General features: G+C 61.1%; 18 protein-coding genes and 3 pseudogenes. 7 read left to right on the forward strand and 14 right to left on the reverse strand.

The genetic code is table 11. From position 1 onward, the window contains the following. Nucleotides 1-987: 987 nt before the first annotated feature. A complete protein-coding gene (locus FHT09_RS16590) occupies nt 988-1,731 on the reverse strand; it encodes a class I SAM-dependent methyltransferase (protein ID WP_181141317.1) in 744 nt (247 codons plus the stop codon). A 283-nt stretch (nt 1,732-2,014) separates the two neighbouring features. On the opposite strand from FHT09_RS16590, the pseudogene FHT09_RS16595 reads away from it, so the two are divergent. From FHT09_RS16595 to FHT09_RS16610, 4 genes and pseudogenes are all read left to right on the forward strand, one after another. Then, nucleotides 2,015-2,166, forward strand: a pseudogene (locus FHT09_RS16595) (IS5 family transposase); the annotation flags it as partial. Nucleotides 2,167-2,426: 260 nt separating this feature from the next. Then, nucleotides 2,427-3,437: a UDP-glucose 4-epimerase GalE gene (gene galE, locus FHT09_RS16600; RefSeq protein WP_258077216.1), complete on the forward strand. Its 1,011-nt coding sequence runs from the start codon at nt 2,427-2,429 to the stop codon at nt 3,435-3,437. Nucleotides 3,438-3,479: 42 nt separating this feature from the next. Next, nucleotides 3,480-3,622 (forward strand): annotated as a pseudogene (locus FHT09_RS16605) (IS5/IS1182 family transposase); the annotation flags it as partial. Between the two features lie 376 nt (nt 3,623-3,998). After that, on the forward strand, nt 3,999-4,700 hold the full coding sequence (locus tag FHT09_RS16610; protein ID WP_104606209.1) for a 2OG-Fe(II) oxygenase: 702 nt from the start codon (nt 3,999-4,001) through the stop codon (nt 4,698-4,700). 96 nt (nt 4,701-4,796) lie between these two features. Here FHT09_RS16610 and FHT09_RS16615 read toward each other — a convergent pair whose 3' ends face one another. Next, nucleotides 4,797-5,891 (reverse strand): PA0069 family radical SAM protein, encoded by a 1,095-nt coding sequence (locus tag FHT09_RS16615; protein WP_104606210.1) that lies wholly within the window; start codon nt 5,889-5,891, stop codon nt 4,797-4,799. A 135-nt stretch (nt 5,892-6,026) separates the two neighbouring features. Between FHT09_RS16615 and cls the strand changes: the two genes are divergently transcribed. From cls to FHT09_RS16630, 3 genes are all read left to right on the forward strand, one after another. Further along, nucleotides 6,027-7,487 carry a cardiolipin synthase gene (cls, locus tag FHT09_RS16620; RefSeq protein ID WP_104606211.1) on the forward strand — a complete coding sequence of 487 codons (1,461 nt, stop codon included), beginning with the start codon at nt 6,027-6,029 and terminating at the stop codon, nt 7,485-7,487. A 74-nt stretch (nt 7,488-7,561) separates the two neighbouring features. Further along, nucleotides 7,562-7,831: a hypothetical protein gene (locus tag FHT09_RS16625; RefSeq protein WP_024939143.1), complete on the forward strand. Its 270-nt coding sequence runs from the start codon at nt 7,562-7,564 to the stop codon at nt 7,829-7,831. A 10-nt stretch (nt 7,832-7,841) separates the two neighbouring features. Continuing rightward, nucleotides 7,842-8,609 (forward strand): pyridoxine 5'-phosphate synthase, encoded by a 768-nt coding sequence (locus FHT09_RS16630; RefSeq protein WP_104536771.1) that lies wholly within the window; start codon nt 7,842-7,844, stop codon nt 8,607-8,609. A 246-nt stretch (nt 8,610-8,855) separates the two neighbouring features. On the opposite strand, the pseudogene FHT09_RS16635 reads toward FHT09_RS16630, so the two are convergent. The 12 genes and pseudogenes from FHT09_RS16635 to dnaA all read right to left on the reverse strand — a co-directional run bounded on the left by FHT09_RS16635 (nt 8,856) and on the right by dnaA (nt 22,604). Beyond that, a pseudogene (locus FHT09_RS16635) lies at nt 8,856-9,194 on the reverse strand (biopolymer transporter ExbD). 278 nt (nt 9,195-9,472) lie between these two features. Next, complete coding sequence (locus FHT09_RS16640; RefSeq protein WP_104606212.1) at nt 9,473-9,883, reverse strand: biopolymer transporter ExbD; 411 nt, start codon at nt 9,881-9,883, stop codon at nt 9,473-9,475. Nucleotides 9,884-9,886: 3 nt separating this feature from the next. Further along, nucleotides 9,887-10,309, reverse strand: coding sequence for a biopolymer transporter ExbD (locus FHT09_RS16645; RefSeq protein WP_104606213.1), 423 nt, complete (start codon nt 10,307-10,309; stop codon nt 9,887-9,889). Between the two features lie 45 nt (nt 10,310-10,354). Continuing rightward, a complete protein-coding gene (exbB, locus tag FHT09_RS16650; RefSeq protein WP_053046134.1) occupies nt 10,355-11,119 on the reverse strand; it encodes a TonB-system energizer ExbB in 765 nt (254 codons plus the stop codon). Between the two features lie 85 nt (nt 11,120-11,204). Next, nucleotides 11,205-11,762, reverse strand: a complete 558-nt coding sequence (locus FHT09_RS16655; RefSeq protein WP_184417055.1) for an energy transducer TonB — start codon at nt 11,760-11,762, stop codon at nt 11,205-11,207. A gap of 266 nt (nt 11,763-12,028) precedes the next feature. Further along, entirely contained in the window at nt 12,029-13,225 is a 1,197-nt protein-coding gene (locus FHT09_RS16660; RefSeq protein ID WP_104606850.1) for a tetratricopeptide repeat protein, read from the reverse strand. Nucleotides 13,226-13,377: 152 nt separating this feature from the next. Further along, complete coding sequence (locus FHT09_RS16665) at nt 13,378-14,184, reverse strand: M48 family metallopeptidase (protein WP_104536602.1); 807 nt, start codon at nt 14,182-14,184, stop codon at nt 13,378-13,380. Nucleotides 14,185-14,246: 62 nt separating this feature from the next. Beyond that, nucleotides 14,247-15,083, reverse strand: coding sequence for a CPBP family intramembrane glutamic endopeptidase (locus FHT09_RS16670; RefSeq protein ID WP_104536601.1), 837 nt, complete (start codon nt 15,081-15,083; stop codon nt 14,247-14,249). 68 nt (nt 15,084-15,151) lie between these two features. Next, complete coding sequence (gene gyrB, locus FHT09_RS16675; RefSeq protein ID WP_104606851.1) at nt 15,152-17,596, reverse strand: DNA topoisomerase (ATP-hydrolyzing) subunit B; 2,445 nt, start codon at nt 17,594-17,596, stop codon at nt 15,152-15,154. A gap of 114 nt (nt 17,597-17,710) precedes the next feature. Beyond that, nucleotides 17,711-18,817, reverse strand: a complete 1,107-nt coding sequence (recF, locus tag FHT09_RS16680) for a DNA replication/repair protein RecF (protein WP_104536599.1) — start codon at nt 18,815-18,817, stop codon at nt 17,711-17,713. A gap of 1,080 nt (nt 18,818-19,897) precedes the next feature. Then, complete coding sequence (dnaN, locus tag FHT09_RS16685) at nt 19,898-20,998, reverse strand: DNA polymerase III subunit beta (RefSeq protein WP_104606852.1); 1,101 nt, start codon at nt 20,996-20,998, stop codon at nt 19,898-19,900. Nucleotides 20,999-21,275: 277 nt separating this feature from the next. Continuing rightward, nucleotides 21,276-22,604 carry a chromosomal replication initiator protein DnaA gene (gene dnaA, locus FHT09_RS16690; RefSeq protein ID WP_104536597.1) on the reverse strand — a complete coding sequence of 443 codons (1,329 nt, stop codon included), beginning with the start codon at nt 22,602-22,604 and terminating at the stop codon, nt 21,276-21,278. Nucleotides 22,605-22,666 lie beyond the last annotated feature (62 nt).

Below are 22,666 nucleotides of genomic sequence, written 5' to 3' on the forward strand. Positions count from 1 at the left end.
TTTGCATCACCGACGCGTGAAATCAACCACATCTGACGTCTGGCGACTAAGCGAGATCAAGCATAACCACCCAACACTTGGCTGATTCTGTTGAAAAAGTAATTCTTGCGGCGCTGCGACGACCCCGCAGGACTCCAAAGCATCAAAATTATCGTAAGGGCGCGCCATCATCTTGCCATCGCAAGAGGGATCGACTCTGAATCCGAGCAACGTCTTCAAGGCATCCTGCACTCCACGTTGAGGGCCTCTTGCGCATTCAGCAAGCGCTGATCGAGGTCGTACTTCGCATCCTCTTACGATCAATCGTCCTAGTCAAGCTAGTCGACTCCCCCGCTAGCTATTACGCTGAAGTTACTAGGTTGAAGCCTAGAAACAAACGCAATTGAGCCAGAGCGAGCGCATTGATGACAGATCGGACTGTCACAAATTTTTGTAGCTTGATTGTCGTAAGGTTTTACAACAAGAACAATTCTGGCGTGCTCGTTAAAATTTCTTGAATTCAGATTGATCGTCCGCTTAACAATCAAACAACAATTAACAACCTGACTGCTTGGATTGGCATCATCCTCACCGACAGCTCCAGATCTCGATGCATTGTGAAACAGTGCCTTTGGGGCGGCACTCGGGCAACTTCACTGCCTGCTCCAATAAGCTATTCGAATGCCAGCTTGACAGTCATAGTCAGCGCATGCCACCGCAACACACTAATACCTAGATGAGCACCTGATCGACTCGAAATTCACGTGCTTGATGGTGCTGCAATGCAGCACTTAGCGGAGCAGCAGGAGAAGATTAAGGGAGTGGCGGACATACACCAGTGCGCGCAACGGCTATGCGTGCACCAAAGGACAAAACCGCAAACACATAGCAACGCTGGGACGAGTAGTGCTGGCTTCTGATTTTTTGAGCAATATTTGTAAGATCAGTATACCCTGATGCATACTGATTGGATTCAGGCACTTCACCATGCCATATGAAAATTCGATCCTATGACTGTATTGTGTCGACTGTCCCGCCTGGATTGAAACGCTCCAATCGCGGCCTTGGCGTCAGCACCAGAGAATGATTCGTGGCAAACTTAGCGTCCATCTCCCATATTTTTTCACGAAAGGTTTCGCTCAGTTGAGCGCGGTAGTGCTCTGCGTAGTCTTTCGTGCAAAGCAGAAACTTTGAGGCAGCGGCGATGTCTTCCCGATCAATCACGCAAAATACTATCCAATCGGGGTGGGCGCTTAGTGCTTCGGCGACTCCAAGCATAAGATCCGGATAAGCGGGGCTTAGCATGTCGTCCAGGCAGACTACACCGTAAGGCTTCATGCAGCTAAACGCGAGTGCCATGTCCTGCATCAATGACGTCTTATCATGATCACCGTCGATATGAAAGAATCTGAAACCCTTGCTTTCCCCTTTGGGAACGATCATTTCAACCTTCATTGATCGGCTATCTCCACAGATAATATCCACTCGATCCCTTAGACCAAACAGGCGTAGACGCTCATCAAGCCGGACATTGACGTGGATATCCGGCCAGTCAAAGCGGTCTATTGCCACCGCGCGCTCTTGCTCATGCAGCCCAATTGCCAGTGCTATCAAGAAACGCCCCTCGAAGGCACCTATTTCTGCGATGTGCCCTCCCCATCCAAGGTGGGTCTGACCTCGTAACAGTGCGTGGCAAATCCTCGCCGAAAATGCCGAGGACATTCCTGGTACTTTGAAATAGTGATCTTCCATGTAACAGTTGAAATTTAACATTTCAGGATTCGGGTAGTGATGACTGGAGGATGTTGGCGCATATTTTTTAAGCTTGCCACCTAGCTGCGCAACGCGTCGCTGGTTAGTGAAATTATTGTTATGTTGGGCACCAAATCGTTTGCTTCATCTTGTGGTGAACGCTCCATTTGGCTTTGTAGGGTTGTTCCTCCGCTACTCGCATACCAGGTCACGCATCGATGGAGCTTCTGAACAGCGCGCAGTAGTCAGGCAACACTAGCCCGCACACGTTGAGGAATGACCCATGCAACTGACGTTCGGTGACGCTGAGGGCTTGGGCAAGCGCAAGCAGACCCGCCGCGAGAACTTCCTGGCCGAGATGGATCAGGTCGTTCCATTGCAGCAATTGCTTCGGCTGGTCGAGCGCACTATCCGTTGTCAGGACGCCCTGGTCGATAGCCGTATGCACGGGCGGATGTTGCGGATTCGTTTGCTGCAGCACTGGCATGTCTGTGGATGGTGCCCCGGCAGGCGCTGCCGGTCAGGGGGATGCTGCCCGGTGGTGGCATGAGCCGCTAGAACCTGCATGAATCACGCGACTCAGGCCAACTACACGCTTCATCTCGACGATGTCGTCTGAACTTCGAAGATCCTTGCTGTTTGTTCAGAGCTTCCCTAGACAAGGCATTCAGCGAATTATGGAAGGGGATTGTGCTGTGACCGATTTCAGCAAGAAGACTGGATCAGTTCTCGTTACCGGTGGCGCTGGTTATGTTGGAAGTCATGTCGTCCTACAGCTGTTGGAGAAGGGTGAAAGAGTCGTGGTACTGGACGATCTGAGTACAGGATTCGCCGAAGCTGTGATAGGAGCAGAGCTTGTGGTGGGTAATGTCGGTGACATTCAACTCGTATCTCGGCTGATCCAGGATCATCATGTCGATGCGGTGATGCATTTCGCTGCGCGCACAGTTGTACCGGAATCTATCGAAGCTCCACTGCGCTATTATACTCACAACACAGTATTCACCAGCAATCTACTGTATTCTTGCGTTAATTCAAATGTGAAGAATTTTATATTCTCCTCTTCGGCTGCTGTGTATGGCATGCCGGAGTCGGGTAAAGCCAGTGAAGAGACACCGCCAGTACCTATAAACCCGTACGGCACTTCGAAGCTGATGAGCGAGTGGATGTTGCGCGATCTTGCGACCGCCAAGCAACTGAGTTACGTAGCACTGCGTTATTTCAATGTCGCTGGTGCTGATGTACGAGGACGTATAGGACAATCTACCCGAAATGCCACGCTTTTGATCAAGATCGCATGCGAAGTTGCGGATGGTAAGCGGGATTGTGTCGAAATCTACGGAACAGATTTTCCAACGCCCGATGGAACGGGCGTACGCGATTATATCCATGTTCAGGATTTAGCATGCGCACATGCCCAGGCTCTCGATTATCTCAGAGCCAACGGAACATCAGTTGTTCTTAATTGTGGATATGGGCATGGCTCGTCGGTACGTGAGGTATTGAGCGCTGTCGAGCGGGCCTGTGGCGGCCCGCTTCGGGTACTTGAACGGAGTAGAAGGATTGGTGATACACCTTTTCTGATAGCCGATTCCAAGAAGATTCGTTCAGTACTCGGTTGGTCTCCACGTTACGATGATCTTGATCTGATTATAGAGAATGCTCTAGCCTGGGAGCGACGACTACCTGGTTTTCGGGCGGCGTGAATAAAGGTTCTCGTCAATAGATAATTAGGTTAGCGCTGCCACGAGAAACTGGTGCGCAAGGCGTGCAGCAAGTAGTTGATCGTCGACGTGCAGAGTGTGAGAACACAGATACGGCGAGTCAGAAAGACTATGACGCAGGCCAGAAAGTCTCAGGAATCAAGCGACATATCGCCGTAAACAACAAAGCCCACCGAACGCGGCTTGGCCAAGAACACCGTGCAGGTGCCGACGTTGTTTGCGCTCTCCAATCTGTGGATGGTGCTCCGCTAGTCGCTGCCGGTCAGGGATGATGCTGCCTGGTGGCGGAATGAGCCGCCAGAAGCTGCATGGATTACGCAACTCAGGCCAACTACACGCCTCATCTCGACGATTTCGTTTGAATTTCGAAGATCTTGCAGGTTGTTCAGAGCTTTCCTATACGCAGCTAATTTTTGACATCGATTTTCCGTCAATACGTCAAGATTAGTTTTTTTACACCAATATTTTTTGTATTTTTTCTCGTCGCCTGTAAGTGATTTATATGTAGTGCAAGGTGTTGTCGAGATTGGTATTGTCATGCGCATGGACCAACCCGACTTCATTCAGATCACCGACCACGCAGTGTCGCGGCAGGATTGCGCCGCCATCGTGCAGCGCATGCGCGCCAGCCAGCAGCTGAAACCGGGCCGCGTCGGCAGCGGCGTGTTTCCCGAACTCAAGCACAGCCGCGACCTGCGCATCAGCGGTGTGGCCGAGTGGGCCGAAGTGGAAAACCGCCTGCAGCAAGCCGTGTTCGAAGGCGTGCTGACCTATCTGCGGCACTATCCACAAGCCCTGATCTCGCCGCTGATGCTGCAGGTCACCACCGCCGACGGCAGCCCGCATCGGCTGGTGGCCGAGGACATCGCGCAGATGAGCGAGCAGGCGCTGGGCGACCTGGCCCGCACCTGCCTGCGCCCAGGCGCGATCAACCTGCAGTGGTACGCCGCCGAGCAGGGCGGTTATCCGTATTGGCATTGCGAGCTGTACCCGCGCGATGCCAACGCCGACACGCTGCACCGGCATCTGCTGTGGACGCTTTACCTCAACGACGAGTTCGAACACGGCGAAACCGAATTCCTGTTCCAGCAGCGCAAGGCGCGCCCGCGCACCGGCAGCCTGCTGATCGCCCCCACCGCCTTCACCCACACCCACCGCGGCAACCGCCCGGTCGGCGGCGACAAGTTCATCGCCACCAGCTGGATCCTGTTCCAGTCGGCGAGTGCCTTGTACGGCGGGGAATAGGGAATCGGGAATGGAGAATCGCAACAGCAGAGCCACGCTGTTGCGAATTGCTGTCGCCGTTACGATTCCCGATTCTCCAATCCCGATTCCCCGCCCCTAGAACAGACTGCCTTGCGGCGATTGCGGCACCGGCTTGGCCGGCGGCGCGGGGCGGCGGAACTTGGTCGTGTCCAATGCCGGCATGTCGCGTGCGTCGAAACCGCTGCGGCGGTGGGCCAGGGCGAAACGGCGTGCCAGCAACTCCGCGTAGACGCCCTGGCCGCGCAGGCGTGTGCCGAAGGTGCTGTCGTAATCCTTGCCGCCGCGCAATTGCTGGATCGTGCTCATCACATGCCCGGCGCGTTGCGGGTGATGGGTCTGCAACCAGTCGCGGAACAGCGGCGCCACCTCGTGCGGCAGCCGTAGCAACACGTAGCCGGCACTGTGTGCGCCGGCGTCGGACGCGGTCTGCAGGATCGCTTCCAGCTCGTGATCGTTGATCCACGGGATCACCGGCGCGGCCATCACCCCGACCGGCACGCCGGCCTCGTGCAGCGCCCGCATCGCGCGCAGGCGGGCATGCGGTGCGGACGCGCGGGGTTCCAGCCTGGCCGACAGATGCGGGTCCAGCGTGGTCACCGAAAAATGCACGTTGACCAGGCCCTCGCGTGCCAGCGGTGCACGCAGGTCCAGATCGCGCGTGACCAACGCATTCTTGGTGATCAGCGTGAACGGGTGCCGCGTCTCCCACAACACTTCGATCAGGCGCCGCGTCAGTGCGCGTTTGCGCTCGATCGGCTGGTAGGCATCGGTGTTGATGCCCAGTGCGATCGGGCTGGGCACATAGCCCGGGCGCGACAGTTCGCGGCGCAGCAGCTCCGGCGCATTGGTCTTGGCGAACAGCTTGGTCTCGAAATCCAGCCCGGGCGACAGATTGAGATAGGCATGCGAGGGCCGTGCAAAGCAGTAGCTGCAACCATGCTCGCACCCGCGATACGGATTGACCGATTGCGAAAAGCCGATGTCCGGCGATTGATTGCGGCTGATGATGCTGCGCGCGGTTTCCTCGGTGACCTGGGTACGCAACGCCGGCGCGGCGAACTCCTCGCCGTCGTCGGCGTACCAGCCATCGTCCACCGGTTGTTGGGTGGTGGTTTCGAAGCGTCCGGGCAGATGGCCGGTCGCACCACGGCCCTTGATCGCAGTTGCCATCGCGTCATCGTACGGCCGGCAGGTCTCAGGCAATGCGACCAGGCGCGCGCCACGATGAAGCTTTCAGACCCGGCGCGGCGATCGCGTTGGCCGCACGGTCACCGCAGCGGTGCCTGCGGCCCGTAGAATCCGCGCATGCTCGCATCCGTACAGGGCGCGTGGGACTGGCTGGCCACCATTCCCCACCTCGAAGCGCTTCTCCTCGCCGCCTACGTGCTGTACCTGCTATGGATCGCCGGCTGGATCGTGCTGCAGAAGCGCGAGCCGGTGGCTACGCTCAGCTGGGTATTGTCGCTGGCCGCTTTGCCGTATCTGGGCCTGCTGATCTATTACTGGCTCGGCCCGCAGAAGGTCAAACGCCAGCGGCTGCGGCGCGGCCGCTCGCGCTCGGGCATGGAGAGCTACAGCAGCGTCTGCCCGCCGGACGCCGACTGCACCGAGCTGGCCAAGATCGCCCAGTCCACCACCGGGCTGGCTCCCAGCAGCGCCACCGAGGTGCACTGGCTGGTGGATGGCGCGGCCACCTATGCGGCCATCATCGAGGCCATCCGCGGTGCACGCGACCATATCCATCTGCAGTACTACATCTTCCAGCCCGACCACAGCGGCACCGCGATCTGCGATGCGCTGATGGAGCGCGCACGCGCCGGGGTCAAGGTGCGCCTGCTGATGGATGCGGTGGGCTCGTCGGCGATGACCCGGCGCAGCTTGCGGACGCTGCGCGCGGCCGGGGTGGAGACTGCATGGTTCCATCCATCCCAGCTGCTCAAGCCGTTCAAGCGGCCGTGGTTGAACCTGCGTACCCACCGCAAGGTGGTCGTGGTCGACGGCAGGATCGGCTTCACCGGTGGCATCAACGTCACCGACGAAGAAAACGAGCAGGTCCGCAGCGATGCCTATCGCGATCTGCATGTGCGCCTGCAGGGCCACGTGGTGCGCAGCCTGCAGCTGGTATTCCTGGAAGACTGGTTGTACGCCACCGGGCAGGGCCGCGCCGCCTTCCACGGCCAGCAGCTATGGCCCGAAGACGTGCCGAGCCGCGCGCAAGGCGATGTCGATGCGCAGGTGCTGATCTCCGGGCCGGATTCGTCGTGGGAGTCCATCCACCGGCTGATGGTCGCTGCGATCCACGAAGCCCGGCATCGGGTCTGGTTGGTGACGCCGTATTTCGTCCCCGGCGAGGCCGCGCGCATGGCGCTGACTTCGGCCGCATTGGGTGGCCTGGACGTGCGCCTGCTGGTGCCGCGCGTTAGCGACTCGCGTCTGGTCACCTACGCGGCACGTTCGTATTTCGACGAGTTGCTCGAGGCGGGCGTGCGCATCTACGAATACGGCCCGCGCATGCTGCACACCAAGGCGCTGCTGGCCGACGATGAGGTCTGCATCGTCGGCAGCGCCAATTTCGACAGCCGTAGCTTTCGCTTGAATTTCGAGCTGTCGATGCTGTTCCGCGACCAGGCGGTGGCCGCCGAACTGGCCGGTTTGATCGACGCCGACCTGCAGCAGGCGCAGGAAGTGCGCTTCGTCCGCCAACGACCGTTGTGGCGCTCGCGGCTGCCCGAAGCCTGTGCACGGCTATTGTCACCGCTACTCTGACCCGCAGCGCTGCGCCCACGTGGAACCATGTGGGGCGCGGCGCTACACTGCCGCCACTGATCGGGGAGCTCGTCATGCACTGGCTGTTTCTGCTTATGGCATTGGGTGCGCTGGTGCTGGCCTTCAGCACGCCGCACGTGTGGTTGCTGGTGGCCTCGCTACTGGTGGCGCTGCTGCTGCTGTTGCTGTGGACGCGCGGCTGGTTCGCCTCGCGCATGGGCGATACCCAGCGCGACACCAGCAGCCTGATCGACCCGGCCGAGCTGCGCCGCCTGCGCGAGATCGCCGAAGCCCGCAAGGCGGCCGCCCTCAACGCCACGCGCGATGGCGAGCCGCAGGCCTGAGACCGACGCAGTGACCACCCAGCTCAGCGTCAACGTCAACAAGATCGCGGTGTTGCGCAATTCGCGCGGCGGCCCCGATCCGGATGTGGTGCAGGCCGCACGCACCTGCATTGGCGCCGGTGCGCACGGCATCACCGTGCACCCGCGTCCGGACCAGCGGCATATCCGTGCCGACGATGTGGTCGCGCTGAGCGCGTTGACGCGCGAGCACGGCGTCGAATTCAATATCGAAGGCAACCCATTCGCGCCACCGCGCGGCGGCTACCCGGGGCTGCTGGAGTTGTGCCGGGCCACGCGCCCCGAACAGATCACATTGGTCCCGGACGGCGACGGGCAACTGACCTCCGACCACGGCTTCGATTTTGCCCAGGACCCCGCGCAACTCGCGGCGTTGATTGCCTCATTCAAGGCGCTGGGTGCACGCGTCAGTTTGTTCGTCGATGCCGGTAATCCCGATATCGCTCAGGCGGCGCTGCTCGGTGCAGACCGTATCGAGTTGTACACTGGTCCGTATGCGCAAGCGCATTCGAACGGGCAGCCGGGGGCGGCATTCGCGTTGTTTGCCGGGGCAGCGCAGCGCGCCAGCGCCGCAGGTCTGGGCATTAATGCCGGGCACGATCTGTCGCAAGGCAACCTTGCCGACTTTCTCAACGCTGTCCCCGGCGTGCTTGAAGTGTCGATCGGCCACGCGCTGATTGGCGAGGCTTTGTATCAAGGGTTGGATGCGAGCGTGCGTGCGTATCTGACGATACTGCGCAGCGCATCGGTTGACGTTTGAGATACTCAATCAAATAAGCACGTGTATCGAAAACGACGGCGCTGACCGCGATACTGCGGCGCGGTCTGAGTTCGAAGTCGCATGGACCTCTGGATTCCCGCGCCCTCCATTCCTGCCCCGCGTCTATACGCGCCTGACGACCGCTCGCTACGTTTTTATTTACTTTAAAGCGACTGAACGCTGTAAAAATCATTATCTACATAGAGGCAGAGTTTCTCTGCCCGGATGAATTATTAACTCCATTAGTTATTGCACAAGACTGATGCGATCAGCCTGCGCATTTTTTGCCGCATCCAACACCTTGGCCATCACCGCGTACTCCGCATCGGCACTGACGGCAATCCGCAGTTCCGGCTGATTTCCAGATGTTTCGCGCATCTGTTCGGTCAACCGCAGCTGCAACTCCTGCAGTGTCACCGGGCTGGAATTCCAGAACACCTGACCACGGGTATCCACACGCAATGCGATCGGTGCAGGCGGCTCCAACTATCGCTGTGGTGGGTCGTTGTGCTGCGGCAGATCCACCGTGCTTGGTCGCGTCAACATCGACACGGTGACGATAAAGATGATCAACAACACCAACATGACATCTACCAGCGGCGTGATATTGATCTCCGCCAGCGGTCCACGATTGCTCGTCGTACTAAAGCCATGACTGCCTCCTGTGCTGTGAGCGTGGGTGCTGCACGATTGAGCACACACCTGGTCGGGCGCTGCGATAGGGCAGGTCGGCCGCAGGGAAGCAGCGTTTATCTAGCGAGCCGAAGCGGCACGCCGGGGTCGATCACGCATAAAAAAACGCCACCGTTTCCGGTGGCGTCTGCAGTCGCGTCATGACTGTGGTGTTGCGATCTTGCGAAGTCTTACTGCATGAAGCCGATTTTCTTCATCTGCGAGTTCTTTGCCGCAGCCAGGACTTTGGCCATCACCTCGTACTCCGCGTCCTGGTTCGCATCGATGCGCAGTTCTGGCTGATTGGTCGGATCGCTGGCGATCACTTCTTCCATCCTCTGCTGCAGCTGATCCACTTGCACTGGACTGTTGTTCCAGAACACCTGGTTGCTGGCATCGATCCGCAACTCGATCGGCGGTGGCGGTTCGGTCGTCTGCGGTGGCGGGTTGAGTACCCGCTGCGGCAGATCCACGGCGATCGGATAGGTCATGATCGGCGCGGTGACGATGAAGATGATCAGCAACACCAACATCACGTCCACCAGGGGCGTGACGTTGATGTCGGCCATCGGGCCACGGTTTCCACCGGTACTGAATGCCATGGCTTACTGCCCCTTCTCTTTAGTCGCGACGAAGCCGATGTCCAACATGCCCTGACCCTGCGCGATCTTGGTGATCTCGTTGATCGTACGCATCTTGGTCGTGCGGTCGCCACGCAAATTGAGCGGCGGTTGCGGCGTCTGCTGTGCGGCGGTCGACAGGCGCGACTCCAAGGCCTCTTTTGAAATTGACTGATCGTTCCAGAACAGATCGCCGTTTTCTTTAACCGCTAAGGTGATTGGATCAGAGCGCTTTGTTGCTTCCTCTTCCTTGTTCAAGTTAGCGTGCGGCAGATCCACCTTGACCTTATGGGACATCAGCGGTGCGGTGATGATGAAGATGATCAGCAGCACCAACATCACGTCCACAAGGGGCGTCACATTGATGTCGGCCATCGGGCCACCGCTGTTTCCACTACTGAAGGCCATAACGGGCTCCGTCTAAATCGTTGCGAGGTCGTTCTTTACTACGGATTAGCGAACGCGCGAACCAGTGGCGAAGAAGTCGTGCAGGTCGTGGGCAAAGGTATCGAACTTGGCGATCACCGAGCTGTTGACCTTGGAGAAGAAGTTGAATGCAAACACCGCCGGGATGGCGACGAACAGACCGATCGCGGTCATGATCAGCGCTTCACCCACCGGGCCGGCCACGACCTCAATGGAGCCCGAACCGGTTGCACCGATCTTGATCAGCGCGCCGTAAATGCCCCACACGGTACCGAGCAGACCGACGAACGGCGCGGTCGCACCGACGGTGGCCAGCAGGGTCATGCCGGACTGCAGCTTGGTGCTTTCGCGGGTCACGGCCTGACGCAGGGCGCGGTCGACGAACTCGGAACGGCTCAGGCTCTCGCCCAGACCACCGACGCTGGTGCCTTCGGCACGCTGGTGGTGAGCGGCGGCCTGGGCTGCGTCTAGCGCGATCTTCGAGAAGGGCTCGGAAGCCGGCTGCTCTTCCATGGCGCGGATGGCGTCCTGCGCATTCGGGGCATCCCAGAACGCGGTGGTGACGCGGTCAGCCGCGCTCTTAAGACGGGTGGCACGGAAGATGTTGATGACAGTCCAGTACCAAGATGAAGCGGACATGGCGATCAGCGTGATCAAGACGACCCAGGACACGGCGAAATCGCCGGGGCTGGAGGTCATTTCGGTCATCAGATGCTCAAAGCCCATCTGCGAAAGACCGGCCGACGGATTGGAGCCCCCTGCAGCGGCGGCGATAAAGATTTCCTGCAGCATGACGCTTACCTTTGTTGTGTGTGGTGATGAAGGGTGGAGCGAAAGGAAGACAGGATCCTGGGCCGACCGTGGCCGGCCCGTGGGATCAGTTCAGAGCAAAGTTGACCGGGACGCGGACACGTCCGGCGGCTTTCTGCCCGTTGACGGTGGAAGCATTGAATTTCCACTTGCGTGCTGCATCCATCGCGGCACGGTCAAGGTCGCGGTTGCGGCTGGACTTTTCGACCGACACATTGGTCACGTTGCCGTTCGCATCCACATCCACGATCAGGATGACCTCACCTTGGACACCGGCACGGAATGCAGCCGGCGGGTATTTCGGCGGGTTCATGTTCTTGGACGAGATATCGACACTGGCGCCGATGTCACTCGGCGGTTGCGGCGGAGCCGGCGGGCTCGGCGGCGTGACGATATCGCTGGGACGCGGTTCGGGAACATCGACGACCGGAGCTTCCGGCGGCGGCGGAACCGGTGACGGCTTCGGCGGCGACAGATTCTTGACCGGCGGCGGCGGCTTGTCTTCCGGCGGCGGCGGCGGCGGCGGCGGCGGGGGAGGAGGCGGTGCATCCACCAAGGTGACGATGGTGGTGCGCTCCTTCTCAGCCGGAGCCTTCGGCGCCACTGCAGGGATCAGCAACATCATCAGTGCAGTGAGGTGCAAGGCAATTACAAAAGCAATGCCGATAATGCGGGCCCAGCTCAGACCCTGGTTCCCGGCATCATAGTCATGCCTGTGGATAACGAGTTGTTCCGTCATGCGCCAATGGCTCTTTCAGTGGGGGCCCCGGATCACGGTGGTGATCCCCAGGTTTTCGGACGGCTTTGACACCGCAGGAACCCCCAAGCTTATACCAATCCCGAGTCCTGTAACCACTAAAAACACAGGGATTTCGGGGGTTTATTTTCTTTTTACTTCAGATTGATGATCTTCTTGGCGTCATCGGGTTTTTTGACACCCTTGGCGATTGCCTGCTGCGCGGCCTGCTTGGCCTCCGGGATGCGACCTTCCGAATGCAGCACCTTGGCCAGATTCAGATAGGTCTCGCCGTCCTTGGAAAGCGGTGCGGCCTTCTGCCAATTCTCGATCGCCTTGGGTACGTCTTCGCTGTAGTAATACGACTGCGCCAGCGCAAGGTATGTCTGATAATCGGGTTTGAGGATGCCTTTTTGCATACCTTCATTGATGACCGCGATGACGTCCTTTTCCTTGTTCTCGGTGTTGGCGTAGATGGAATACAACTGCTTGTACTCCTTTTCTTCGGTCAACTGCCCGGCAGCGCGCAGCTTGTCCATCACTGCGGCGGCCTTGTCCATCTGATCGGCCTGCATATACATGCTGGCCAGGTTGAGCTGAGCCTTCTTGTCGTTGGGCGTCTTGGCGGCAAGCGCTTCGGCGGCGGCCACCGCTTCACCGGTCTGGCCGGCTTCGGCGTAGGACGCCATCAGCAACTGGTTCCAGGTGTCCTTCGGCTCGGGCGAGGCGGCGATGGCCTGCTTCAACACCGGAATGGCTTCTTTGTAGCGCTCGGCCTGGTACAGCGCCTGACCCTTGAGGATCAGGTCTTCCGGACGCTGCGACTTGCTCTCTTCCAGATACTTGTCCAGCGTGGCCAGACCTTCGGCCTGTTGGTCGTCCTGCATCTGCAACTGGGCCAGCATCAGCATCGACTGGAACTGGCCGTTGTTGTCCAGCGCATTGAGGCCGATCGCCTGCTGCAGGTACTTCTTGGCAGCGGCGGTGTCGTCCATGTTGTACGCCGCCTGGGCGGCCAGCTGCGAGGCCAGCGCCTTGTCGGCTTCGTTGGCCGAGCCGTTGGCGAGGATCTCATCGGCCTGGGTGCGGACGGCCGGGAAGTCTTCGCCCTTGTTGAAGGTTTCGATCAGCTTCTGCAGCTTGCTGCCCAGCTTGGACGAGGGCTTGATCGTCGGCGCGGCGCGGGTGGACTGCGGATACAACTCTTCGGCCTTGCCGTTGCCCTTGGACTTGCGGCTGGCGCGCTCGGACGAACGATCCGACTGCGCGACCGCGTCGGCGACAACAGCCCCGCCCAGCGATGCGGCGATGAACAGGGACAACAGGGCTTGCTTGCGGTTGAGCAGTTTCATGTTTCACCTCGGACGAGCCGCCGTCGGGCGGTACGGAAAGCGGAATAGACGCTGTACGAAAAATCTGAGCCGGCAAACTTAGCAGAAAGTCTCAGTTCCCGAAAACGGTTTCCATGCTGTGTTGCGACATTCGGTACGTGCGCGCTGGGATATCAGCCGCAACGCGGTACACGCCCGTCCTGTCGCGCCTGCCGGTAAACCGGTTGGAGTTGATCGACGTCTGCCTGGAGTTCGCGGATGCGATTGGCGGGGTCGGGGTGAGTGGACAGCCACTGCGGCTGGCGGTTGCCGCTGGCCGCCATCATGTTCTGCCATAACGTGACCGCCTGGGCAGGGTCGAAACCGGCCTGGGCCATCAGGCGCTGGCCGACCACATCTGCCTCGCTCTCCTGCGTGCGTGAGCCCGGCAGCAGGAACACGGTCTGGGCGGTCATCCCGCCGACCTGGTTGATGGCACTGGCCGCGCCGTCGCCATAGGCCGCCCCGGCAAGCGCGCCGATGATGCCCAGGCCGGTCTGCGCGCCGAGCTGGCGGGTGATGCGCTCTTCGTGATGGCGGGAGATCACATGGCCGATTTCGTGCCCGAGCACGGCGGCCAGCTGATCCTGCGTCTTGGCGACGGTGAAGATGCCGGTGTTCACGCCGACCTTGCCACCGGGCAAGGCAAAGGCGTTGGCTTCGTCATCGACAAACAGCGCAGTTTCCCAACGGGTTTCTCGCCACTGCGGCGGCAGCTGCGCCACCAAGGCGTTGACCACGCACTGCACGTAGGCGCTCTGCTTGCCATCGGTGCTGACTTTTTCCTTGGCCTTGGTCTGCGCGAACGACTCGGCGCCGAGTTTGTCGAGCTGGTCCTGCGTGACGCCTCCCACCACCTGTCGGCGGCCGGTCGGCGAAGTTGTGGTGGCACATGCCGCCAGTGCAAAGACGGCAACAACGATCAACAGCTTGGCTTTCATCCAATCCCCCTTGAACCCTGGGGACATTTTGGCAGGCTCGTCTTAACTTTTCGTCAATCCGCTCAGCCGACGCCAAAAAAGTACAGCGCCGCCAGGGCGGTGGCATTGTTGACGCCATGCGCCACGATCGGTGCCCACAGCGTGCCGGTGCGCCAGTACAGCCATGCGAACGCCGCACCCATGCTGCCGTAGACCAGCCACAGTTGCGCGATGGCAGCCGGGCCGTTGCCACTGACGCCGGGCACTTCGTGCACCAGCGCAAAGATCGCACTGCTCAGCGCAATGCCCAGCCAGGGCCGGCCGGCGGCGAGCAGGCGGCCGAACAAGACGCGTCGGAACAGCAACTCTTCGTACGCCGGGGCGATCGCCACGGCAAACACCACCAGCGCCAGCGGCCATTGCTTGATGGCTTCTTCCATCAGCGGCAGGTTGGTCGGCACCGGTTTGATGCCCAGCGCGGACGCCGCGACGCTGACCAGATTGCTGAGCAGGAACACGCCAACCGCGATCAGCGCGGTCCAGCCCCAGGTGGAGGCACGCCTTGCAGCGGCGCGCGAGGCCCGGTGTTCGTCTGCGCTGGCTCGGCGGCGCCAGTAGTACAGCAGCAGCGCCGGTGATGCTGTACTGACCAGTGCGGTAAGCAGTTGCACCAGCACGCCGGGCTGGCCGATCGCGGCCATGATCTCGCTCGAGGACAGCGTCAGGCCCTGCGCTTTGGCGGCCTGCGCGGCACCGACGCCGCGGAACATGCCCCAGAGCGCAAATCCGGCCACGCTCAGCGTCAGCAGCATGCCAGTGGCGATCAGCACATCGATGCCGAAGCCCAGCAATGGCGGCAGCAGCGGGGCGGTGCCGGCAGCCGGCGTCGGTGCCGGCCTCGGGGAAGGATCTGCGCTCATCGTCGTCCTGAAAAAAACCGCAGGCGTCGGCGCAGCGCCAAAGCGATGCGCCGACGGGCGACGGTGGCTCAGATGTCCAGGTTGGACACCTTTAGCGCGTTGTCCTCGATGAAGTCGCGGCGTGGCTCGACCACATCGCCCATCAAGGTGCTGAAGATCTGATCGGCGGCCACGGCATCTTCGATACGCACCTGCAACAGGCGGCGCGTGTCCGGATTGACCGTGGTTTCCCACAGCTGTTCGGCATTCATTTCGCCCAGGCCCTTGAAGCGCTGTACCTGGCGGCCCCGCTTGGCCTCTTCCAGCAGCCAGGCATGCGCCTGGGCGAAGCTGGTGATCGGATGGGTCTTGTTGCCACGCACGATCTGCGCGCCTTCACGGACCAGGTCGTGCAGAGCCAGCGAGACGTCGCGCAGCGGACGCAGCTCGCCGCTTTCGAACGCACCCATCGGCAGCACCTGGGTGAATTCCTCACCCATGTGCCTGCGCACCGCCACCAGCGATGCCGAGGCGCTGTCGGTAGCCGGGTCGAAACGCAGCTGGTAGCGCGCCGTACCCAGGGTGCCGCGGTTGAGCACTGCCTGCAGCGCATCCAGGGTGGGATGCACCTCGCCTTCGGCCTGCAGCTTATCCACATCCAGCGGCGGCAGGTCGATCAACGCGGTGAGCAGCGCCGGGTCGTAGCGGTGTGCGTTGCGCGCGATCGCCTCGTTGGCGCTGGTGAACAGCATCAACAGCTTCTCCAGCGCCTCGCCGGTGATCGGCGGCTCGTCAGTGGCGGGGATCAACGCCGCGCCTTCGACCGCGTTGCTGGCCAGGTAAGAGTTGAGCGCCGCGTCGTCCTTGAGATACAGCTCGCTCTTGCCCTGTTTGAGCTTGTACAGCGGTGGCAGACCGATGTAGATGTAGCCGCGTTCGATCAGCTCCGGCATCTGCCGGTAGAAGAAGGTCAGCAGCAGGGTCCGGATGTGCGAGCCATCGACGTCGGCGTCGGTCATCAGGATGATACGGTGATAACGCAGCTTGTCCGGGTTGTACTCGTCGCGGCCGATGCCGGTACCCAGCGCGGTGATCAGGGTGCCGACCTGGTCGGAGGCCAGCATGCGGTCAAAACGCGCGCGTTCGACGTTGAGGATCTTGCCGCGCAGCGGCAGCACCGCCTGATTCTTGCGGTTGCGGCCCTGCTTGGCCGAGCCACCTGCCGAGTCACCCTCGACGATGAACAGCTCGGACAGCGCCGGGTCTTTTTCCTGGCAGTCGGCCAGCTTGCCGGGCAGGCCGGCGATGTCCAGCGCACCCTTGCGGCGGGTCAGGTCGCGCGCCTTGCGGGCGGCTTCACGCGCGCGGGCGGCGTCGACGATCTTGCCGGTGATGGCCTTGGCTTCGTTCGGATTCTCCTGCAGAAACTCCTGCAGGCGCGCACCGAAGGCGTTTTCCACCGCCGGACGCACATCCGAGCTGACCAGCTTTTCCTTGGTCTGCGAGGAGAAGCTGGGGTCGGGCACCTTCACGGAAAGCACCGCGATCATGCCTTCGCGCATGTCGTCGCCGGTCAGTGCGACCTTGGCCTGCTTGGCGATGCCGTTCTGCTCGATGTAGTTGCTGAGCACCCGCGTCAGCGCGGCGCGGAAACCGGCCAAGTGGGTGCCGCCATCCTTCTGCGGGATGTTGTTGGTGAAGCAGTACATGGTTTCCTGGTAGGCGTCGGTCCATTGCAGGGCCACGTCCACCACGATGCCATTGTGCTCGCCGGTCACCGAGATCACGTTCGGGTGCAGCGGCGACTTGAGCTGCGCCAGATGCTCGACGAAGCTGCGGATGCCGCCCTCGTAGTGGAAATCGTCGCGGCGGCCGTCGCCGCGCTCGTCGATCAGGGTGATCTTGACGCCCGAATTGAGGAACGACAGCTCGCGCAGGCGGCGCGCCAGGATGTCGTAATGGAACTCGACGTCACTGAAGATCGCCACGGCCGGTTTGAAGCGCAGCGTGGTACCACGCTTGGTCGAGGCTTCCAGCTGCTTGAGCGGGTACTGCGGCTCGCCCAGCGCGTATTCCTGCTGGTAGTGGAAGCCGTCGCGCCAGATGTCCAGCCACAGGTGTTCGGACAGCGCATTGACCACCGACACGCCCACACCATGCAGGCCGCCGGACACCTTGTAACTGTTGTCGTCGAACTTGCCGCCGGCGTGCAGTACGGTGAGGATCACCTCGGCTGCGGAGACGCCTTCTTCCTTGTGGATGTCGACCGGCACGCCGCGGCCGTTGTCGGAGACCGCAACCGAGCCATCGACCAGAATCTTGACCAGGATGTCGTCGGCATGGCCGGCCAGGGCTTCGTCGACCGAGTTGTCGACCACCTCGAACACCATGTGATGCAGGCCGGTGCCGTCATGGACGTCGCCGATGTACATGCCGGGGCGCTTGCGGACGGCTTCCAGGCCACGCAGCACGGTGATCTTGCTGGAGTCGTAGGTGCCGTTGGGGGTGGGCGAGGTGTTCTGTTCGTCGGTCATGCGTGTGCCGTTAGCTCCACAACACGGGCGTAGGCGGCAGGAGCCGCATCGCACCGTGGGAAAAGGGGGATAGCCCGGAAATTATACCAGTCGGCCCACCTGCGCCGCCGACGGTTACGCGGAGTGCGTCAGCACGGCCACAGTGCCGTGTTCCACGTGGAACCGATGCAGCAGCTTGCCGGATTCGGCCAAGCCGGGCGGAATTTCGGTTGCGGTGATCAGCACCTGCGCCGGCGCGGACGCCAGGCGCTGCAGCACGCGTGCCTGGTGGTGGCGGTCCAGCTCCGAGCCAAGGTCGTCCAGGGCGATCACTGGCCACTCGCCACGCTCATGGGCGAAGTCTTCCGCCTGCGCCAGCAGGCAGGCGAGGGCGGTGAGCTTTGCCTGGCCCCGGGAGAGCGCATCCTTGCCCGGCAGTGCATCGAAGGCAGGCGCCCAATCGGCACGGTGCGGCCCTTGCGAGGTGTAGCCGTTCTGACGATCACGCTCGCGTGCCAATAGCAGCGCGTCGGCAAGTGACACTTCATGGCGCTTCCAGCCCGGTGCGAACGTCAGCGCGGATAGCCCGAGCGACGGGGCGATCGCGGTTGCGACCGGAACCAGTCGCTCCTGCAGGCGCTCCAGATAGCGAAGACGACGCGATGTCAGCGTTTCGCCAGATTCGGCGAGTTCATGATCCCAGGCATCCAGCATGCGTGGCTGTGCGCCCTGCTTGAGCAGGGCATTGCGCTGTTTGAGCGCCCGCGCGTATCGCCGCCACAGCGCCAGGAAGTCAGGTTCCACGTGGAACAGCCCCCAGTCCAAGAAGCGCCGGCGCGGCTCACCACCACCGCTGATCAACACATGGCTGCCAGGTTCGAAGGTCACGACAGCCAGCGCGGCACACAAAGCGCCCAGCTGGGCGACAGCTTCGCCGTCCAGCCGGCCGGTCCATTCCTGGCCGCTGTGGCGCAGTCCCGCCCGCCGCGTGCGTTCCCCAATCGCGGCGGTTCCCTCGCGCCACTCCACGAAGACTTCCAGATCGCTGGCACCTTGCTGGATCAGCCCGTCACGTACACGGCCACGAAAGCTGCGGCCATAGGCCATCAGATGCAACGCTTCCAGCACGCTGGTCTTGCCCGCGCCGTTATCGCCGGTCAGCAGGTTCAAGGAACTGGCGGGGTGGAGGTCGACGGTCTCGAAACGACGAAGTCGATGGATGGACAACCGCACTACGTGCATCGATCGGTCTGCTCTGCGCTGTGATCCGGCATCCCGGTCGGAGCGGAGGATACGTGATCGATGCGGGTCCTGCCCATGCAGGCGTGAAGCGACCCGAGGGACAGGCAGGGGACAACCTGTGGATAAAAAGCAGACCTGAGCAACCTCTGCCGCTTACCCACAGGTTATTGACCCCTCCACAGGGGTCTAACCACAGGGTTTCGAAGTACAAAACAGATTTAAAAACAAGCACATAGGGTGGTTTCCGGCGAAATCTGGCCCTACCATCACCACCAAGCTCTTAAATTCTTTATAGATTTAAAAGCAAAGCTCAATGTGCATAACTCAAAAAAACGGCTTGAGGACGCTCAAGTCAGACGCAGCTATACGTCCTGGCTCGGATCGAACCACTTCGCTTTTGATGAACTGGTTCAGGCTAATACCCATGCGGGTGACTTCGCTGGACGACAAAACCGCAGCGCTCATGACTGCCGAATCTCACTAAGGCTGCGACAAAGCCAACTTTTTCAATGTTGGTTGGTGACACGAGGAGAACCACGTTGTTCCACGTGCACGCCGTTGACCTGCCAACAGGGTCTTCGTGACTCGATAGGTCCCGGGTGGGTAGCCTACTTGCGCGGAGCACACCGACCTCACGTGGCACTGTCTTTAGGCAAGACAGCTCACTGATCCTTTGGGATGCCTGAAATCACAGATTGGCAAAGCATCCGTGCCGGCGACAGCCGCGCACCAGGCTTTTGCCCCTCTTTTTTTGATATCGCTCGCCTACGAACTTGCGCCCGTCAATCCAAGCAAATGAACTAATGCGCTTGTGCGATCGTTGAAGTCTGACTACCCGGGAGTGGCGTCTATCGAACCGTCCTTGGCTCGGTGATCGTGCGGCACTGCTACTCCGAGGATCCTGCCCGAAGGCACAGCCGCTTCAGCTAAGACACCGAAGCATCCAAGCGCCAAGCCGATCTCCCAAAACAGCCTAAGCCTCCCAAAGCCTTACACCGCAACGAACCCAACGCTCTCGATCTCCAAAACGAAAAAGCCCGGCTGTCGCCGGGCTATTCGTGTTCCACGTGGAACTGGGCGTCAGAGGCGCAGCGGCATCACCACATGGCGCGACTTCTCGCTACTAGCCTCGCGCACGAGCGCCGACGAGTTCGCATCGCGCAGCTGAATGACCACGTGCTCGTCGCGCAGTGCAGACAGCGCGTCCAGCAGGTAGTTCACATTGAAGCCGATCGCCAGATCGTCGACCTTGGTGTCGGCCTCGATTTCTTCCTGCGCTTCTTCCTGCTCAGGATTGTGCGCGCTGATCTTCAGCTGACCTGGTGACACTTCCACCCGCACGCCGCGGTACTTCTCGTTCGACAGGATCGCCGCACGTTGCAGAGATGCGCGCAGTGCCTCACGGTCCACCTTGACCTCGCGGTCGGCGCCGATCGGAATCACCGCCTCGTAATCCGGGAAGCGGCCGTCGATCAGCTTGGAGGTGAAGGTCACATCGCCACGCTTGACGCGGATGTGGCTACGACCGACTTCCAGCTCCACTTCGCGGTCTGCCGCTTCCAGCAAGCGCAGCAACTCGGTTACGCCCTTGCGCGGCACGATGATCTGGCGCTTGGCACCGCCGCATTTCTCCAGCTCGGTCTCGCACAGCGCCAGACGGTGGCCGTCGGTGGCCACGCAACGCAAAAGACCCTCGCGCAGGTCGAACAGCAAGCCGTTGAGGTAATAGCGCACGTCCTGCTGGGCCATGGCGAACGCAGTGCGCTCGATCAGCTCCTTCAACGCCGCCTCTGGTACTGCAACGCGCTCGGTGGCTTCGACTTCGTCCACCGACGGGAAATCGTTGGCAGGCAGCGTGGCCAGGGTGAAGCGGCTACGCCCGGCCTGTACCGTGACCTTGTCGCCGGTCTGCGAGATGGTGACGCGGCTGCCGTCGGGCAGGGCACGCAGGATGTCGAACAACTTGCGCGCCGGAATCGTGGTTTCGCCGTCCTGCGCGTCTTCCACCATCGTGCGCGAGATCATTTCCACTTCCAGGTCGGTACCGGTCAAGGAGACCTGTCCGTCCTTGACCTGCACCAGCAGATTGGCCAGAACCGGCAGGGTTTGACGGCGTTCGACCACATTGACCACCTGGGCCAATGGTTTGAGGAAGGCTTCGCGCTGCAGTGTAAAACGCATGTGGTTCCGTGCCCCTATGCTTTAAAAGATAATGGAATAAATCAAAAGCTTGGTGGTGATGGTAGGGCCGTTCTCAGCGGATAACCACCATAACTGTTTGTTTCCAAAGACAAATTAGCGCCTGAAAGTCGTTGGACTAGTGCCCCTGGGCTGGCGGTAAAACCTGTGGATAGTTTTCCGCCCGCCCTGCGAGGCAACGTTATCCACAGATTCTCCCGCATTTGACCCCAACGTTTCCACGCTTTTCTCCAAGCGGGCCGTCCAGGCGGTTGCCGCCTCACTCACTGAGCTTGCGAATCAGCTTTTCCCAGTCCTCGCGCAGCTTGCCGTCGGCCTCCATCAGCGTGCGGATCTGCCGGCAGGCATGCAGCACGGTGGTGTGGTCGCGGCCGGCGAAGGCGTCGCCGATCTCCGGCAGGCTGTGTTCGGTCAGCTCCTTGGCAAGCGCCATCGCCACCTGGCGCGGACGCGCCAGCGAGCGGGTGCGCCGCTTGGAGAGCAGGTCCTTCATCTGGAGGCCGTAATAGTCCGCCACGGTCTTCTGGATGTTGGGGATGCCGATCGCCTGCTGCTGGGCGCGCAACAGGTCGCGCAGCGTCTCCTGGGCAAATTCCACCGTGATCGCGCGGCCGGTGAAGTTGGCACGTGCCACCAGCGTGTTGAGCGCGCCTTCCAGGTCGCGCACGTTGGAGCGCATCTTCTTGGCGATCAAAAACGCCACGTCGTCCGGAATTTCCGCGCCGCGCTCGCGCGCCTTGGCCAGCACGATCGCCGCGCGGGTCTCGAAATCGGGCGGATCGATCGCCACCGACAGGCCCCAGGCCAGGCGCGACTTCAGCCGCGGCTCCAGGCCTTCGACCTCGCGCGGGTAGCGGTCGCAGGTCAGGATGATCTGCTGGCGGCCATCGAACAGCGCGTTGAAGGTGTGGAAGAACTCCTCCTGCGTGCGGTCCTTGCCGGCGAAGAACTGGATGTCGTCGATCAGCAACGCATCGATCTGCTGGAACTGGCGCTTGAACTGGTCCATCGCCTTGTCCTGCAGCGCCCGGATCATTGCGCTGAAGAACTGTTCCGAGCGCAGGTACATCACCTTGGCGGCCGGATTGGCCTGGCGCAGCGCGTTGCCGGCGGCGAACATCAGGTGGGTCTTGCCCAGGCCGGTGCTGCCGTACAGCAGCAGCGGGTTGTGTGCGCGGTCGCCGGGCTTCTGCGCGGCCTGGATCGCGGCGGCCAGACCGAGCTGGTTGCTGCGGCCCTCGACGAAGTTGGCGAAGGTGTAATGCGAATCCAGATTGCCGGCGAACGGCACGATCGGCGCGGCGACCGGTGCGCTGGGCGCGGCCATCGGTGCCGGTTGCGGCTCCGGCGCACGCGGGCGCGAGCCGACCGCCAGCGCCACTTCGCCGTTGCCGACGAAATACGCCACCAGTTCGCGGATGCGCGGCAGATAACGCTCGCGGACCTGGTCGACGATGAAGGCGTTCGGCGCATACAGCACGATGCTGTCGCCGCGGTCTTCGGCTTGCAGGGGTTTCAACCAGGTGTGGACGTCTTCGGGCGGGAATTCGGCTTCGAGACGTTCCAGACAGCGGGGCCAAGCATCCATCAAAGTATGATCATCTGTTGCTGGCTGCGGCGCGCAGAAAAGCGCCGTGCTCGCAGCCCGGT

The sequence above is a fragment of the Xanthomonas sp. CFBP 8152 genome (assembly GCF_014199025.1).
Lineage (GTDB): Bacteria > Pseudomonadota > Gammaproteobacteria > Xanthomonadales > Xanthomonadaceae > Xanthomonas > Xanthomonas arboricola_B.

Bases quoted from the DNA above. Each gene is read 5' to 3' on its own strand.
- FHT09_RS16590 (WP_181141317.1), bottom strand. From the start codon at position 1,731: ATGGAAGATCACTATTTCAAAGTACCAGGAATGTCCTCGGCATTTTCG.
- FHT09_RS16610 (WP_104606209.1), top strand. From the start codon at position 3,999: ATGGACCAACCCGACTTCATTCAGATCACCGACCACGCAGTGTCGCGG.
- FHT09_RS16615 (WP_104606210.1), bottom strand. From the start codon at position 5,891: ATGGCAACTGCGATCAAGGGCCGTGGTGCGACCGGCCATCTGCCCGGA.
- cls (WP_104606211.1), top strand. From the start codon at position 6,027: ATGCTCGCATCCGTACAGGGCGCGTGGGACTGGCTGGCCACCATTCCC.
- FHT09_RS16625 (WP_024939143.1), top strand. From the start codon at position 7,562: ATGCACTGGCTGTTTCTGCTTATGGCATTGGGTGCGCTGGTGCTGGCC.
- FHT09_RS16640 (WP_104606212.1), bottom strand. From the start codon at position 9,883: ATGGCATTCAGTACCGGTGGAAACCGTGGCCCGATGGCCGACATCAAC.
- FHT09_RS16645 (WP_104606213.1), bottom strand. From the start codon at position 10,309: ATGGCCTTCAGTAGTGGAAACAGCGGTGGCCCGATGGCCGACATCAAT.
- exbB (WP_053046134.1), bottom strand. From the start codon at position 11,119: ATGCTGCAGGAAATCTTTATCGCCGCCGCTGCAGGGGGCTCCAATCCG.
- FHT09_RS16655 (WP_184417055.1), bottom strand. From the start codon at position 11,762: ATGATGTTGCTGATCCCTGCAGTGGCGCCGAAGGCTCCGGCTGAGAAG.
- FHT09_RS16660 (WP_104606850.1), bottom strand. From the start codon at position 13,225: ATGAAACTGCTCAACCGCAAGCAAGCCCTGTTGTCCCTGTTCATCGCC.
- FHT09_RS16665 (WP_104536602.1), bottom strand. From the start codon at position 14,184: ATGAAAGCCAAGCTGTTGATCGTTGTTGCCGTCTTTGCACTGGCGGCA.
- FHT09_RS16670 (WP_104536601.1), bottom strand. From the start codon at position 15,083: ATGAGCGCAGATCCTTCCCCGAGGCCGGCACCGACGCCGGCTGCCGGC.
- gyrB (WP_104606851.1), bottom strand. From the start codon at position 17,596: ATGACCGACGAACAGAACACCTCGCCCACCCCCAACGGCACCTACGAC.
- recF (WP_104536599.1), bottom strand. From the start codon at position 18,817: ATGCACGTAGTGCGGTTGTCCATCCATCGACTTCGTCGTTTCGAGACC.
- dnaN (WP_104606852.1), bottom strand. From the start codon at position 20,998: ATGCGTTTTACACTGCAGCGCGAAGCCTTCCTCAAACCATTGGCCCAG.
- dnaA (WP_104536597.1), bottom strand. From the start codon at position 22,604: ATGGATGCTTGGCCCCGCTGTCTGGAACGTCTCGAAGCCGAATTCCCG.